General features: G+C 55.0%; 14 protein-coding genes. 9 read left to right on the forward strand and 5 right to left on the reverse strand.

Going from position 1 to position 16,007, the window contains the following annotated elements; translation table 11 throughout:
* Positions 1-218: 218 nt before the first annotated feature.
* Positions 219-1,172: a sugar phosphate isomerase/epimerase family protein gene (locus FYC48_RS26110; RefSeq protein WP_235034444.1), complete on the forward strand. Its 954-nt coding sequence runs from the start codon at positions 219-221 to the stop codon at positions 1,170-1,172.
* Positions 1,173-1,720: 548 nt separating this feature from the next.
* A complete protein-coding gene (locus tag FYC48_RS26115; RefSeq protein WP_230775960.1) occupies positions 1,721-2,029 on the forward strand; it encodes a WYL domain-containing protein in 309 nt (102 codons plus the stop codon).
* A 44-nt stretch (positions 2,030-2,073) separates the two neighbouring features.
* Here FYC48_RS26115 and FYC48_RS26120 read toward each other — a convergent pair whose 3' ends face one another.
* The gene (locus FYC48_RS26120; protein ID WP_235034445.1) at positions 2,074-3,411 is read right to left on the reverse strand and encodes an NAD(P)/FAD-dependent oxidoreductase; all 1,338 of its coding nucleotides are present in this window, start codon (positions 3,409-3,411) and stop codon (positions 2,074-2,076) included.
* Positions 3,412-3,675: 264 nt separating this feature from the next.
* Between FYC48_RS26120 and FYC48_RS26125 the strand changes: the two genes are divergently transcribed.
* The 4 genes from FYC48_RS26125 (at position 3,676) to FYC48_RS26140 (ending at position 7,592) form a co-directional block, all read left to right on the forward strand.
* On the forward strand, positions 3,676-4,809 hold the full coding sequence (locus FYC48_RS26125) for a site-2 protease family protein (protein ID WP_149499744.1): 1,134 nt from the start codon (positions 3,676-3,678) through the stop codon (positions 4,807-4,809).
* A gap of 183 nt (positions 4,810-4,992) precedes the next feature.
* On the forward strand, positions 4,993-5,385 hold the full coding sequence (locus FYC48_RS26130; protein WP_149499745.1) for a VOC family protein: 393 nt from the start codon (positions 4,993-4,995) through the stop codon (positions 5,383-5,385).
* A 357-nt stretch (positions 5,386-5,742) separates the two neighbouring features.
* Complete coding sequence (locus tag FYC48_RS26135; protein ID WP_149499746.1) at positions 5,743-7,221, forward strand: sulfatase family protein; 1,479 nt, start codon at positions 5,743-5,745, stop codon at positions 7,219-7,221.
* Positions 7,222-7,229: 8 nt separating this feature from the next.
* Positions 7,230-7,592, forward strand: a complete 363-nt coding sequence (locus FYC48_RS26140) for a DUF952 domain-containing protein (protein ID WP_200836706.1) — start codon at positions 7,230-7,232, stop codon at positions 7,590-7,592.
* A 140-nt stretch (positions 7,593-7,732) separates the two neighbouring features.
* Here FYC48_RS26140 and FYC48_RS26145 read toward each other — a convergent pair whose 3' ends face one another.
* The 4 genes from FYC48_RS26145 to FYC48_RS26160 form a co-directional block, all read right to left on the reverse strand.
* The gene (locus tag FYC48_RS26145; RefSeq protein WP_149499747.1) at positions 7,733-8,311 is read right to left on the reverse strand and encodes a flavin reductase family protein; all 579 of its coding nucleotides are present in this window, start codon (positions 8,309-8,311) and stop codon (positions 7,733-7,735) included.
* Positions 8,312-8,314: 3 nt separating this feature from the next.
* Positions 8,315-9,115 carry an inositol monophosphatase family protein gene (locus FYC48_RS26150; protein WP_149499748.1) on the reverse strand — a complete coding sequence of 267 codons (801 nt, stop codon included), beginning with the start codon at positions 9,113-9,115 and terminating at the stop codon, positions 8,315-8,317.
* A complete protein-coding gene (locus tag FYC48_RS26155) occupies positions 9,112-10,233 on the reverse strand; it encodes a serine/threonine protein kinase (protein ID WP_149499749.1) in 1,122 nt (373 codons plus the stop codon). Before FYC48_RS26155 ends, FYC48_RS26150 begins: the two co-directional genes overlap by 4 nt.
* A gap of 323 nt (positions 10,234-10,556) precedes the next feature.
* On the reverse strand, positions 10,557-11,993 hold the full coding sequence (locus FYC48_RS26160) for a DUF6513 domain-containing protein (RefSeq protein WP_149499750.1): 1,437 nt from the start codon (positions 11,991-11,993) through the stop codon (positions 10,557-10,559).
* Between the two features lie 852 nt (positions 11,994-12,845).
* Between FYC48_RS26160 and FYC48_RS26165 the strand changes: the two genes are divergently transcribed.
* From FYC48_RS26165 to mqnC, 3 genes are all read left to right on the forward strand, one after another.
* Positions 12,846-13,559 (forward strand): RluA family pseudouridine synthase, encoded by a 714-nt coding sequence (locus tag FYC48_RS26165; protein ID WP_235034446.1) that lies wholly within the window; start codon positions 12,846-12,848, stop codon positions 13,557-13,559.
* A 174-nt stretch (positions 13,560-13,733) separates the two neighbouring features.
* Positions 13,734-14,534, forward strand: a complete 801-nt coding sequence (locus FYC48_RS26170; protein ID WP_149499751.1) for a menaquinone biosynthetic enzyme MqnA/MqnD family protein — start codon at positions 13,734-13,736, stop codon at positions 14,532-14,534.
* Positions 14,535-14,660: 126 nt separating this feature from the next.
* The gene (gene mqnC, locus FYC48_RS26175; protein WP_149499752.1) at positions 14,661-15,818 is read left to right on the forward strand and encodes a cyclic dehypoxanthinyl futalosine synthase; all 1,158 of its coding nucleotides are present in this window, start codon (positions 14,661-14,663) and stop codon (positions 15,816-15,818) included.
* Positions 15,819-16,007: the final 189 nt, after the last annotated feature.

Genomic DNA, 16,007 nt, shown 5'->3' on the forward strand with positions numbered 1-16,007 from the left:
AAGTTTACATGGTAGCTAGCCTTGGGGACGGCGCAGTGTGACATCGTGTCCGGTCCGCAGAGATCGATCGCCGACGGTGCCGTTTTCCTCCTGGCGCGGCAGTCGATCAGGTGGAAGTGAGTACAATAGCGGCCACGATTGGTTTCAGCTTGCCAACATGATTGGTGTTCTGTCATCTGCGTCCCACGATTTCCTTCCCCTTCGACCGCGTTTGACCCATGCCTCAACAAACTTCCACGTCGCGTCGTCAGTTCATTTCCTCCGCAGCCTTTTCGTCAACAGCGATGATTGCCGGAGCCGGCGGACTCGCTTCGACGCAGTCTTCACTCGATGCGGCCGAAGCGTTCGCACGAAAGGGAGGTCCGCGATTTCAAATCGGATTGGCGGCCTATTCGCTGCGCAATTACTTTTCGTTCATGAAGGGCAAGGAGAAGAAGCCGGCTGATTTGGAAAAGGCGATCGACATGATTGGATTCCTCGACTATTGCGTCGCTCAGGGTTTCCAAGCGGCCGAGCTGACCAGCTACTTCTTTAAGCCTGATGCCGACGACGCTTACTTTTTGGAACTCAAGCGACAAGCATTTCTCAAGGGCGTCACGATTTCAGGGACCGCAATTGGAAACAACTTCACCCGCGGGGCTGGCGACAAGCTGGACCAAGAAATCGATTCGGCTATCAAGTGGATCGATCACGCGGCGGTGTTGGGGGCTCCTCATATTCGCTTTTTCGCGGGAACAGGCAAGGAACTTGACGAGCACCCAGAGCGATTTGATGAAGCCGTCGAGGCGATGAAACGCTGTGCCGATCATGCCGCTAAACGAGGTGTCTTTTTGGGAATCGAAAATCACGGTAATCTTCGTGCCGAGCAATTGCTTTCGCTAATCGAGGCGATTGACCACCCGTGGGTCGGTATCAATCTCGATACCGGCAACTTCTTTACGGACGATCCCTACGGCGATCTTCAGCGGTGTGTTCCGTATGCGGTCAACGTCCAGGTGAAAGTCAGCATGCGGCGTCCCGATCGCTCGAAATACCCGGCGGATCTGACGCGGGTCGGAAAAATCCTCAAGGACGCGGGCTACCAAGGGTTTGTCGTCTTGGAATACGAAGACGAGGCTCCGTACGAAAACATTCCCGACGCCCACCGAAAGCTTCGCGAGGCACTCGTGTAGGCGACCTGGCGGGAAGCGATGAGCAGCGTGTCCCCACGCAGCGTGTTCCCAGGTAACGCTGCGTCTCCAACGCAATCGATGCGATCGCTACAGACCGCAAGGATTCTGAGAGCGGAATTCGAAATCCAACCCATTTATTCAAGTTGACGCCTCGTCCGGGACAGACTCGGACTAGTTTCTTGATGTGCGAGGGACGTGTCTCACCGCGACTGCCACAACAAGATATTAAGCGTCCCCCCGTGCGAGGCGTGGTCGGTTCTTCGGAACTGGCCTCGCCTTTTTTTGTGCGCCCGCCCCTGATCTGGCCCGCCCCACCGCAGCCTTGGGATTTGGCTTCTAAGTTAGCATCTCCGGCGGAGTGTCGATCTCGCCTGCGGTCGAAAGAAAGGCGTATTGCGGCGGTCAGGTGGCGTAAATCGTCGAGTTCTTCTCGGAGTGACCGGATGTGTCCGGGGCCCGCTGATACTTCTCCTGCAGGCGAAAACGAGTCCCGCGATAAAACTCGAACAAGTCGCCTGAGTCCCGATTTTGATTCGAAGGAGACAGAGATGAAAGAAATTCTACGACGAGCAATGATCGACTCGGAAACATTTGTAGTCGAACTTGAGTATGCCGATGCGAAAGGCAATCGGACGCGCCGGGTCGTCAGCCCGATTCGTTTTGTCGGAAACGACCGTGTGTTGGCGTTGTGCCTCTGCCGCGAAGAGCCGCGTCAGTTCTATCTGTCGCGTTGTTCAAACTTGCGATTAATTCCTGCCGCCGAAGTCATCATGCCTGTTCCGATGCAGCCGGTCGAAGCGGTTGCGGCGGTGGCGGCATCATCAGCGTCGACGGGAATGCAGGCCTGTTTGGCGTAAACGAACGGGATACGTGACGGTAACCAATGTTGACACCTCGCTGATCACGCCGAACGGGCTTGCTCCGAAGGAGACGTTTGAGAATGGATTCGACTTGGTCCCGTGATCAATCTCGCTGATCTATCGCGAGTGAAAAACGCCCATCCCCATTGAACCAAAACCAACACGCGATTTCGAAAGCGGGTGATGTACATCAGGTGTATCATCAGCCAAATGGACCAGGCAACGAACCCGTGCAATTTGAATCGCCCAATGCTGCCGACCGCATGCAAGCGGCCGATTACCGCCAAGCTTCCTTTGTCGAAGTAACGGAATGGCTTTCGAGGTTTCCCTTTAAGATCCGCCTGAACGCACTTAGCGGCGTGGCGTCCCATTTGACTTGCGACCGGAGCAAGTCCTGGCAAGTCACCTTTCTCGGGGTCATCAAACTTTGCCAAGTCGCCGCAAACAAACACGCGTTCATTTCCTTCGATGCTACAGTCGGATTGAACCGGAACACGCCCGCCACGGGCAGGCGACAATTCCGCTTGCTGACAGAGTTGTTCACCCAGTGGCGAGGCCTTGACTCCCGCTGCCCAAATCACCGTCCGTGTCTGAATCGTTCGAGTCGATGCGTCGTGGGATGCCTTCAACGTCACGCTACAGTCGTCAACGTCAGTGACGTGGTAACCAGTGACGACGTCGACCCCAAGTCCACTAAGTGCTTCGGCAGCTTTTGTCGGCAATGGGCTGGGATAAAAATGCAACGGAGCCGCGGAGGGTTCAACCAGCATGACTTTCGCTTGTGCGGGATCGATTTTCCGAAACTCATGCTTCAAAGTTCGATGGGCGACTTCGGCGAGTGCCCCGGCGAGCTCGCAACCCGTTGGACCGCCTCCGACGATCACAAACGTCAGCAATGCGTTGATCACGTTCGGGTCATCTTCCAACTCCGCCGCTTCAAATGCCTCCAGGATCTTGGCTCGAATCTCTGTCGCATCCTCTACCGTTTTCAAGCCGGGCGCGAATTGCCGCCAATGCTCATTGCCGAAGTAATGATGCGTCGATCCGGTCGCAACCACCAAATAGTCGAACGAGAGTTCGGCGTCACTCAAACACACCCGCCGGTTCTCCAGATCCAGCCGCTCGATTTCGCTCAGCAGTACCTCCACGTTTTTGTTTCGTTCCAAAATCGCCCGCAACGGACTGGCGATATTCGCGGGCGAAAGCTCGCCGGTTGCAACTTGATAGAGCAGCGGTTGAAAAAGGTGAAAGTTACGCCGATCGACCAGGGTAATCCTTACATCGGTCCGCTTGAGCTGTTGGGCGACCGCAAGCCCGGCAAATCCGCCACCGAGTATCACGACATGAGGCAGGGATTCGCTTTCGTGGGTGTCGTTCATTTTTCAGAAGTGGGGTACGTAAATCGATGACCGTGTGTGGTTTTCCGAACGTTAGTTTCGAGGCCGAAAGCCGGTTGATCAATCGGCAGGCATGGACGCTGTGCGCCGAGGATATCGTTGGCGATTAAATCAACTTGAACGTTTTTCGCCCAAGGGTTCACCGTACGGTACGAATGTGCTGAAACAAGCATTCGTTCGGCACATTATCTGCATTGAGGAACCCGTGACGTTTTTGACTGACAAAAGTGAAGAAGGTTTGGTCTGATGAATGGTTCATATCGCCTGGGGAAATTTGCCGAAATCGACGTGTATGTCCACTGGACATTCCTGTTGTTGCTCGCCTGGGTCGGCGGCTCAGCGGTCTGGGGTGGTGCAACGCTGGCGGCCGCAATCGCTAATATCGTGCTGGTCATTTGCGTCTTCGCGTGCGTGCTCGCACACGAATACGGCCATGCGCTAGCGGCGCGTTTTTATGGGATTCCGACGCATGACATCACACTGCTTCCGATTGGTGGTGTCGCCCGACTTCGCGAAATTCCCGAACGCCCACGCGAAGAGTTGGTGGTCGCCATTGCCGGTCCGGCTGTCAATGTCGTTATCGCAGGTGCGCTCGCTATTGTCCTCGCGGTCTTGGGCAGCCCGCTGATCCCCGCCGCCATTCTTGAAGGGGCGGGCGGCTTTGTGCCGTTCTTACAAAGCTTGATGGTGATCAACGTGATGTTGGTCGCGTTCAACTTGATACCCGCATTTCCGATGGATGGCGGTAGGATGCTTCGTGCTGCCCTGGCGATGAAGCTAAACCGGATTCGGGCGACAGATATCGCCGCGAGCGTCGGCCAAGTCCTGGCGTTTGGCTTGGGATTCTTAGGGCTATTCGGAAATCCCTTTCTTATCTTGATCGCGGTCTTTGTATTCTTCGGTGCTCGCGCCGAAGCCCAGCACGTGCGGTCGACCACTTTAGTTCGAGACCTTCCCGTTCGGGCAGCGATGATTGCACACATGCAGACAGCCCAGGGCGACGATCATTTGTTGCACCTGCGTGATTTGTTGCTCGATGGTTCGCAACAGGATTTCCCGGTGCTCGACGAGCACGGTCAAGTGATCGGATTGATTTACCGCAGCGACATTGTTTCAGGTCTTCAAAGAGGGATGTTGCATGCCTGCGTTCACACCATGATGCGGCCGGCCGAAGATGTGGCTGCCGCTCCTTCAGACTCATTGAGATCTGCGATGGTTCGTCTGCAGGAATCGGATGTCCCCGCCTTGTTGGTGATTAACGACGGGCGACTCGTAGGGCTACTAACCCGGGAAAACATCGCAGAGCTTTTGATCTTTCGTGAAACCGATCCCGAATTCGTTCCCCCGGTCACTTTTCAGCGGGACTACGTGACCCACTGATCTTATCCTCATCGATTTCGTGCTGGGCGAAGCTATTGTTGGCGTCCGAAGAAACAACCCCACGGCCGCACTGTACGCCAGTCACACCGACAGCTCTCAGGGATCGAATCGGTTAAGTTTAGAACTCGTGTTCTAAACCCTCATCTTCTGAAACTCGAATACTCTCGGTTTACGGTGGCAACGATGGGCTCAAATTCTCTGGAAAGCTTTCCGGCCGGGTGCACTCGAATTCGGCCATTCCTTGGTGCGGCCGACTTCGAACTTTCGCGGTCGTTTTATCGTGAACTCGGATTTGTAGAGCGAACGATCTCAGACCAGATGTCGGCGTTTCATTCTCAGTCGGTCTGGTTCTATCTCCAGCGATACTACGTCAAGGATTGGGTTGATAACACGATGGTGTTCCTGGAGGTCGATGATGTCGCGCGGCGGCGTTCGGAAATCGTCGCCCTGGGGATCGTCGATCGGTTTCCCAGCGTGCGTCTGAGTGAGATTCAAGAGAACGATTGGGGACGGGAATTCTTCTTGCACGACCCTTCGGGGAATCTTTGGCACATTGGGTCATTCAAAGTCGGCTAATGTGATCGTGTTGGACTACCGCCGCAGCGATCATCGAAGGAGCAAACGGCGGCAACTTCGATTCTCCGTGATGAATTGTTCCGTCGCCCAAGCCATGCTAATTTCAAATGGCTAGACTGAAGCTTTGCCCATTTGGTCATTCGGTTTTGATTGGTCTGCTGGCGAGCGTACACCCACGGTGATGGCCACGCCGCTGTGCCAAACGCCATGCGGCTCAACCGCCAATTCTTTTTTGAACAAAATACTAGAACCGGCGTCCTGTACCGTCTGAGTGATTCGTCCGTTTCGAGTTTTGACGAATGCTGCTTTCGAGCGGACAGACGCGATTGTCGTTCTCTAATCCAGGATAAAACATCGATGAAAGTCGTCACTCTTGTTCTTCTCGTCAGCGCAACATTCGGGGCCGTGCGGTTTTCATGTGCGGAGTCAACGAAGCCGAACGTCTTGCTCTTAATCACAGACGAACACAACTTTCGCACTCTCGGCTGCTATCGCGAGTTAATGTCGCGTCCCCAAGCGGAAATGTGGGGTGAGGGGGCGATCGTCGAAACTCCCAATTTAGATCGTATCGCGAAGGAGGGAGTCATCGGTACACGGGCATACGCGACGGCGCCGGTATGTACGCCATGCCGGGCGGCAATGATCACGGGGCGGTATCCGCATCATACCGGTGCACCGCAAAACAACATGGTACTTGACCGACGGGTTCCGACACTTGCAGACCGGCTCGGAGACGCCGGCTATCGAACCGCGTTCATCGGAAAGTGGCATCTCGGTGGCCCCGGAAAGCCGGAATGGAAGCCCAAGGTTGATGGTGGCTTTCAATCCACCGAGTACATGTTTAACCGTGGACATTGGAAGAAGTTTGAAATCGTCGACGGGAAGCCACGAGTCGGTGCGAGAAAGAATGGCAAGCCGACTTATGGTGTCGATGATGCCAACGAGAAAACGTTCGCAACCGACTGGCTTACCGATCGTGCGATTGAATTTATCGAGCAACCCCAAGACACACCGTTTTTGACTGTCATAAGTTACCCAGACCCGCACGGGCCCAATACCGTTCGCGCCCCATACGATCACCGGTTCGATGATCTGCCCTTCGCGCCACCACGCACTTATCAAACGGGTGTCGCGCCACCGAAATGGCTCGGTGGCGAAACGAAACATCCCGTTTTTCGTGGCAGCGATATGTCACGCTACTTTGGAATGGTTCAGTGTATCGATGACAACATCGGACGATTGCTCGATCGCTTGGAACAGTCTGGCCAATTGGATAATACATTGATCGTGATGACCAGTGACCACGGTGACTTGTGCTACGAACATGACCGACAGAACAAAGGCAACTCCTATGAAGGTTCTGCCCGTGTACCAATGCTGATGCGTTTCCCCGGTACAATCCCTGCCGGTACGGTGTACCGCAAACCGATGGGAACCGTTGATGTTACCCCGACAGTGATCGGCCTGCTGGGACTCTCTGGAAATCCTGACGACGAGGGGCGTGATCTGTCCCAAGAACTGAAATCAGCCGATTCGGAAAACACAAGCTCCATCACTTTCCTGCGCAACGCCGGAACGAAAGCAGGCTGGGTCGCAGCCGTCGACGAACGTTACAAGCTGATTATCTCGATCAATGACCGCCCGTGGTTGTTTGATGCCGAACAAGACCCCGATGAACTGTTGAATTTTTACAATCGGCCCGGCACCGATGGCGTCGCCGAACGTTTGGCGACCGCGTTGCTAGAATATTCCAGGCGAACCGATGATCCGTATTTCGCTAACCAGCGAATCAGTGATTCGCTGGACATGATCCTGCAAGCCGATGGAGAGCAATGATGTCGGGGGTGATCTACAAAATATTGCCGCGATCGGTTTGGGAGTTGGCGAAACAGGATGGTGTTTTTTCGGGGCATGGGATCGATCTTGATGATGGATTCATTCATCTATCGGATGTGTCGCAGGTCGCCGGAACGTTGGAACGCTACTTTATGGGGCATGGCGATTTGCTCCTGTTGGAAGTCCTTACGCAACCACTGGGGGCGTCACTTCGCTGGGAAGCTTCACGCAACGGAGAAAAGTTTCCGCATGTGTACGGCGACATCCCAATCGAAGCGATCGTCACTGTGCATCAGTTGCCCCTGGACGACCAGGGACACCATCGATTGCCAGGTGGCTTGAACCGTGTCGACAAGGGGCACGGGAATTAGCGATCGATCACAGCTTTCTTGGAATAGCCAGAGCCCTGTCATCGGAAGGGGCTCCTGCGTTTAGGCTGGCGCCGCCACGTGAATTGCCTGATTGCCAACTTCTGATGCAAGGCAAACGCGAACCGCCCAAGAGGCGTCTTTCAAAGCTGAAACGTTTGGTCGACTTTCGTGTAGTGTCGTCGCCCGACACGGCCGATGGTTTTTAGGACTTTTTCGTCGGCCAAGGCATCATCGAGATGAAAGTAGACGACATTTCCGATGACCAAGTTGGCACCGCCCGGACCGGTTCCAAGTCCAATCGTTGAGTGAAGTGTGCATTCCATCGTCGCGATTGCTTGTTCGACACGGGGGACCGCAATCTTAACGCACCGAATTCCGCCGACCCCGACGAGTTCGAACTCGTCGACTTCGGGGGCAACAGGATCGGCGGACTGATGCATCGCCTCCGCCGTCGCTTCACTGACGATGTTAACGGCAAATTGGCCGGTCTGACGGATGTTCTCCAACGTGTCCTTCGGAGATCCGTCGGGATTATTAGCCGGTGCGAAGCACAGCGTCGGGGGATTCGCACCGATACCACTAAAGAATGAAAACGGGGCAAGGTTGGCGACGCCGTCTTTTGATTCAGTCGACACCCACGCGATCGGTCGCGGCGTGATCATCTGAACCATTCGCAGGTACGTTTCCTGGACCGAAAGTTCTGAAACGTCAAGTTCCATCGATCAGTCCTCGCCAAGCAAATCGACCATCGTCTGTTGAATTGGCTTCGACGCGGTGACGCAAAAACGTGGCAACCAGTCATCGAATTCCGAGCCGTCGTAAGCGGTCAGTTCCGCCCCGGCCTCGCGGGCAATCACGGTTCCCGCGGCAGAGTCCCAGGCACTCACGTTCGTCGCCCAGTAACCGTCTAGACGTCCGGCCGCGACGTAGCACATGTTGAGCGCACACGAGCCAAGTCGGCGCAGCGAACGGCACCGTTCGAGCACTTTGACAAAACGAGTCACTTCGGGCGAGTCACCTTTGACACCGGCGGGGAAACTGCAAGCGATTAGCGCTTGAGACAAATCGGTGCAGTCACTGGTTTTGATCGGTAAACCGTTTAAGTGCGCCCCCTGGCCGTCGACAGCAGAGTACAGCTCGTTGGAAACCGGATCCAAAATCACGCCCAGTCGCATCTTGCCGTTGTGGTACAAGCCGATCGAGACGGCAAACGATTGCAAACGATGGACATAGTTGACGGTTCCGTCGAGCGGATCAACGACCCAGCATGGCGGGGCGTCCGCATCGCCGGCCCGGACATTCGCCGGCGGATCGTTCTCGCCCTCTTCTTCGCCGACGAATGCATAGTCGTCAAAGGCGTTCATCAGAATCGAACGGACAGCTTTTTGTGAGGCAAGATCGGCATCGGTCACCAAGTCCTTAGGGGCTTTTTCGGTGACCGTTCGACTGCCCCAGCGGCTAATTAGCTCTGCGGCGCCAGCCTTGGCGGCTTCGATGGCAACGTCCAGGTGTTGTTGATTCACGGTTCAATTTCAAGTCGTCGTAGTTCTTCCAGCCATAAACGGATGTCATTGTTGTACTCGGTAGCCATGTCGCCGATAACCAGTTGACGGTGAAAAGCCGCCGCTCCGGTATCGACGTGCTCGGCTGCCTCGGCGTTGGGGAAACGACGCGTTGGGTCGGGTGAGATCAAGCCTAACAGGAATTGCATCAACAATTCGTTACGGCAAACCTCGCTCGGCAACAGATCGCGCAGTCGCCCAGGTAGTTCGATTTTCGCGTTGATCAGATCTCGAAGTTTTTCGTTGCCGGCAAAGATATTGCGTCCACTGAGCAGCTCAATCAAGACATAGCCGACGCTGGCCAAATCGCTACGTGGCGTCGCGCGTTCGTTTTCAAGCACCTCCGGGGCGGCGTACAGCGGGGTGCACTCTCGTTCGCGAGGCGGGTTTTTGTATTCGATCGCAGACCCCATGTCGATTAGCTTCGCGTGACCGCTTCGCTTAAGCATGATGTTCGCCGGTTTCACGTCCCCGTGCACAATGCCTTCGCGATGCAAGGCCGCCAGTGCAGCCAAACAGTCTCGCATGATGGCGACCGCGACGCCCGCTTTGAAACGCAAAAAATCATGTCCGTGCGTGATGATGACATCGTTAATGTATCGATAGCGGCGGTTGTCCAGGTTGCGTTTGAGCAGCGTCAAACCATCCGGCGACAACAGTTGACGCAAGTCATAGCCATCGATCCACTCCATCATCATGACACGGATACGATTGCGTTCAAAAAAGTTCTGCACGGCCAACAGATTGTCATGCTGGATCAGCGCGACTTTTGACGCGATCGTCGCGATCCGATGCATCGCGTCCTCGTACGCTCGCGCGGTCTGGTAGTGTTCCGGCGAAAAGATTTTCATCGCGACGGGAACGGTAAAGTTGTCCGTCCCGCGATACTCGGTCAAATAGACTTCGCCCTGACCGCCACGGCCGAGTAGGCGAATCATGTGATGGTGGCCGGTCCAACTGACTTTCCGGCGATCGATCAGTTGGTCGTACCAATGGACGAGATCGGCATCGCCAGCGGGGCGTGGCTGGCCGTCGTGAGTAATCGTCAGATTAGGTTCGAAGCGGGTGGTCGACTCCATCGAAGCGACGTTCCATCGTATTGGTAGCGGCGGACCGAGTCTCGGTGACTGGGGAGGGAACCGAGATCAGCAAATTGACGATCCGACAGGGAGAAAAGTTCCGTGGTGTGTGACACCACGTCCCAACGCACAGTGTACACCGCCGAGGCCTTAGAAAAAGGCTTCCGCAAATTGAAAATCGCCTCCTTCAAACGGGGATTTAGACATACCTATCACTGCTGAAACCAGGGCCGTGATCCTTTCGATCGTGACGTGCACGAAAGCCGATCACGACGAGTATCGGACCAGCCTGAGTTACCTTACCCGGAAGGAGCTTGCCCGAATCACTGGTCCGATTCTTGCGAGCGACGATGGCGATTGGTGCGTTCAAGTCGGTGCGAACGTTCTTCCTGGGTTAAAATCCCCCATCGCAGCGCGCGATCCTGGTCGTACTGCTTGCCCAATTGTAGCGCGATCGTCGCCTTGGCCATCTCAAATCCTAAATAGAACGCGTGCCCCGGATCGACGTTGTCCGAAATTGGCTGTTCCAGCAGTTGGGCGAATAAACCGAACGCATCCTCGTCTTGAAGGTGAAGCTGACGAGAAACCAAGTGGATCTGATCGTCTTGGGCAAACAGACGGTAGTTATTGTCTTTGATCGCTACGGCGAGTTCCTCGAACATCTCGGGTGAGTATGGCACTTGCCGATGATCTCGCAACATCACCAATCCGTCGGACATGTTTTTGGGAGGCGTTCGCCGCCGGACAGACGCACGCACGATTCGCCGAGCCAAATCGCATTCGCGGACGCTGGTCCGTGCCCAGTTGATCACTTGCGTCGTCAAAACGCTTTCGATGCGCAGCTCTTGGCAGATCCCCAGCAGTATCAAATTGATACCGGCAGAATCGACATCCGAAAGCTCGGTTAAATTTCCGATGCCCATCATCATCGCAAGTTCTGGATAACGCCGCCGCGTTTCCGCATACCGCACCAGGCTCTCAGCAAGTCCGGCACCAATTGGCTCGAGAATCGGGTCCAATCGCATGGCAACATTTCTTCGCGATAAGAATTCGACCGTCGCATCCAAACTGTCCAGGTCACTCGGTGTATCCGGAATCACGACGACTTCGGCTGGCCAATCGACAGCTTTGTCACGATTGCCAGAATTGACACTCAAGACCAACGAGGCGCCCGCTTGAATTGCCCGCTCCGCTTCGCCCGGATCGAACGTGTCGATACTGACCTGGATCCCCAGTTCAACCAACGCCGAAACGTACCCGTCGATTGATTCCGATGGTGCAGACGGATCACACCCCAGGTCAATCCGATTCGCCCCGTCGGCGACAAGTCGCTTGGCTTGTCGAACGACTTCTGCGATGGTCAATCGTGGCGCGTGGTTGATCTCGGCGATGATTTCGATGTCATATTGATCAAGGTTCAGCGGAGGTCGCTGCTGGCCGAATAATTGACCCATATCGCGGCAATCTTTAGGGCCAACAACCAATTCCGCTTGGCCCATTTCGTCCAAGCGTTGCGTTAACGCGTCAAGTTCGCGATCGCAGTAACCGGGAACTACCACATGTGTCGTCGACTCCGGTGGTGACACGCGTTTGGCGATCCATTTGGCGGTCATCAATGCTGCGACTGTGATCGGCAACACGTCAATCGAGTAGCCAAACCCATAACGCTCGGACAACTTCGAGACGATATCACCAACGGCAGACGCTGCAAGTTTCCCAGTGACGAAATGGTAGTGTCGTGCGGAGTAGTTCGGGTTCATGCGGAAAGCTTGACGGGCAGCGTCGCAAAGACAAGTGCGGTAAACCGATCGCTCATCGGAAGCGGCGGTCGTTCATCGAATCGTTGGTGTTTCACTTTATCGTAATCGAGGATTCTTTGTGACCGAGAAGCAAATGGAAGATCAATCAACCACCGTTGATTCGTAACTTTTGAACCCTACAACGTTGGACAAGCTCGCACCGCAGAACGCGGCCGCATCGTGTTCGTTTGGAAATCGATAGCGGGTTTGGTATTCGTTGAACGATTCAGAGCATGCGAACAACGTAACGCGAATGCGATACCAAATTTTGAGCGAGTCCGTAGGAACCAAGTCTGGGTTTTTGGCAACCGAAACTGATCATGCTGGGTTGTAATGCAGTTGCTTGGAGCGCACGCGCGACAAAGTTTTTGCTGGCATCCGCTTGACATGCTATTGACGTTGACGAGGTACGACGTACAACATCGGTAGCGAGAGATCCGTGTTCGATTCTTGTAAGCCGATAGGAGATTGGCGAATGAGTTTCGACGTGGCCGGGATCTCTCGTTTTTTTATGCGCTGGCACCAAGTGGAGCCCATCGCAATGGTGATCACGCCGTGCTGCCGGGGTACGTTACTCGATTGGTCTCGGTTGCCGAACGGTTGTGATCACGGGGCACCCTCAACGGTACGCACGGTCGACCGACTCGTTTAGCGACGTCTGTGATGTGTGTTGGCATAGTCGTTCAGCACTGTATTGAATCAGCACTGCATTGAATCAGCGCTGCATTAAATCAACGCTGTATTAAACTGCGAACTGTGGCAGGTGTGAACGGCCGGAATCATCTAAACACGCGCGACGATCCTCGATCACCGATGAACCATCCACCAAAGAACACGGCGACCAAGACTGACAGCATGTCTTCGGACTCTCTCTCGCCGATCGAAGTGATTTGGAGATGCGATAACGCGATCGCGATCAACAAACCAAGCGGCTTGGCAACACAAGCGCCAGCCGGAATCGAGAGCGTGGAAAGTCGTTTGATCGCGCAGCTTTCACGCCAAGATGCTTACTTGGCATTTCCACATCGTCTGGACCGTGCCGTGAGTGGCGTTTTGCTTGTCGCACTTACCAAACGCGCCGCTCGGTTACTTAGCGGGCAATTCGCATCACGCAAAACAACGAAGCACTACGTCGCGATTGTTCAAGGGCAAGCGATGCTCGACGAAGTCTGGGAGGACTACCTTTGTAAGACCAAAGGTAAGCCACGAACGGAAGTGGTTGAGCAGAATTCCGAAGGTGCGAAGCTCGCTTCGACAATCGTACGGACGATCGATATGGACGCGAATCGTGACCAGACACGGTTGGAGCTTCAGCCATTGACAGGCCGAATGCATCAGTTGCGTGTGCAAACGTCATCGCGTGGATTTCCGATCGTCGGTGATAATCTGTACGGAGGCAGAGCAATCCCGGTCGAACAAGTCAAACCACCTTTGGTCGATCGGATTTTGCTGCACGCGGCAAAACTGGAATTTTTTAACCCGACCAGTGGGAAACGTGAAAGCGTGGTCGCGAGTTGTTCGTTCTGATTGTGGGAAAATGAACCACCCAGAAAGTAATGAAAGTGCTCTCCATATCCGCGACTGACGCCAATCATCATCCCTCGGGTTGTTTGCGAGGCGCATTCTGCGGTATCAAAAGTAGTCGTTGAGGGCCGCCGTTGTCCCTCAAATTAGATCGCCTTTCGTAAACCAGGCAGTCGGATGACCCGCATCGGTGCAGTTTCTTACCTGAATACCAAACCGTTGATTCACGGTTTGCGCGACGCACTGCCGGAGGGCGATACACTCTCGCTGAATTTGCCCAGCAGGCTCGCCGAACAGCTCGATCATGGAGAGTTAGATGTCGCGTTGATCCCCTCGGTCGAGTACTTTCGAGGACTTGCGCGGCACACCACTTCTGATCATTATCAAATCATTTCAGACGCCGTCATCGCGTGTCGCGGACCCGTTTGGAGCGTACGATTGGTTAGTCGGGTACCCGTCAGTGAAATTCGCACCCTGGCGCTCGACGAGGGGAGCCGCACGAGCGCCGCGCTCGTGCGAGTTTTGCTTTGGCAACTACACAAGATTCGACCTCAGACAACGATCTTGCCGATCGAGCAGCCACCCGAAGCTGCCGATGCCGACGCGGTGTTGATCATTGGTGACCGCGCGATGCGCCCGGAGACGGGATTGTACGAAGAAATCTGGGATCTTGGCGATCGATGGTGCCGACACACCGAGCTTCCCTTTGTGTTCGCGATGTGGATTGCGCGACCGGGGGTGGACGTCAATTACCTCGTCCCGATTTTGGAATCCTGTCGGGATCGAGGCCTGGAGGCGTCGGAGACGATTGCGCGGCAGTACGCCGCATCGCACGGCCTGACAACCGAAGACCTATATCGATATTTTGCAGAGAACTTACACTTTACCTTGGGGCCGAAAGAACGCGCCGGTCTGGCCAGCTTTCGTCAGGGCTGCGAAGAACTGGGACTGATCAGTGACGGCCGCACAGTCGGCTAGTCTTTCGCCTTACCTTTGTTTTCCAGTCGACACTGTTGCCAGACGCGATTTCTCGCGCCCTGGCGAGCACAACGGCTGGAAAATCATACTGGGGCGGACGCAAGTCTGCCTCAGCGTCAAACTTGTTTGAACCAACGATTGAGTGCAGTGATGATCACGGACATTTTGGAAAAGGCTGTTGCCGGAGAACGCATTAGCGGTGAGGAAGCCCACCAATTGCTCGAAAGTCGTGATTTAGCGGCGATCGGCTCGGCTGCCGATCAGGTCTCGCGGCGAATGCATCCCGAACCGTACCGAACGTACAACGTCGATCGGAACATCAACTACACCAACGTCTGCACCGCCGTTTGCAATTTTTGTGCGTTCTACCGTGGTCCAAAAAGCGATGAAGGCTACGTTCTGCCTCGCGAAGAGCTGTTCAAGAAAATCGAGGAGACCGTTGCCGTCGGTGGCAATCAGATCTTGCTCCAAGGTGGTTTGCATCCCAAGTACAAGTTGGACTGGTACGAAGAGATGTTGCGGGACATCAAGTCTCGCTTTCCGATGGTCAACATTCACGGTTTTAGCCCCCCAGAGCTGCACCACTTTACGAAAGTCAACAAACTCCCGATTGAGGAGGTACTCGCCCGGCTTAAAGAGGCAGGGTTGGGAAGTATTCCCGGTGGGGGCGCCGAAATCCTGGTCGATCGCGTTCGCCACGAACTGACCCGCGGCAAAGTGATGAGCGACGATTGGCTGAACGTGATGCGCGTCTGGCACAAGCTCGGTGGCATCAGCACCGCGACGATGATGTTTGGACACGTTGAAACGCTGGCCGAACGTGTCGAACACTTGCAACGGGTGCGAGACCTTCAAGACGAGACGGCTGGATTTACGGCGTTCATTTGTTGGACCTTCCAGCCCGAAAACACTGATTTGAGTGATATCCCTGCGGCAGGGTCGTTTGAGTATCTGAAAACACAAGCCGTCTCGCGATTGTTTCTTGATAACGTCCCCAATATCCAAAGCAGCTGGGTGACACAGGGCTTGAAAATGGGACAACTCGCCATGCTCTACGGTGCTAACGACATGGGGAGTTTGATGCTGGAAGAAAACGTGGTCGCCGAGGCGGGCACGGTGCACTTTCTGTCGCTACTTCAGATCCGCGAAGCGATCGAAGAGTTGGGCTTCCAGCCTCGTCAGCGCGACGTTTTCTACAACCTCGTTGACGAGGATTTGGAGAGGCAAGCGATCGAGGCGAACGGGGGGCCGGGGCCGAAGGACGTCGTCCAACTGGCTGTCTAGGGCGGCCTCGCTCGCAATTGGAGACGGTCGCGCCCCGTTAGCGTATAATGCCTCGTGGGTGATGAACTAAAATCAGATCTCATGGTTCCCACATGGCGTTGGTTCACTGTTGAGACCAAACGCGCAGCCGATCAGCCGAGGGCGTGAGCTCGGTCCGTAAACTCTGTCGCTGAACGGAAACCGTAGCCA

It is taken from the genome of Roseiconus lacunae (assembly GCF_008312935.1).
GTDB lineage: Bacteria > Planctomycetota > Planctomycetia > Pirellulales > Pirellulaceae > Stieleria > Stieleria lacunae.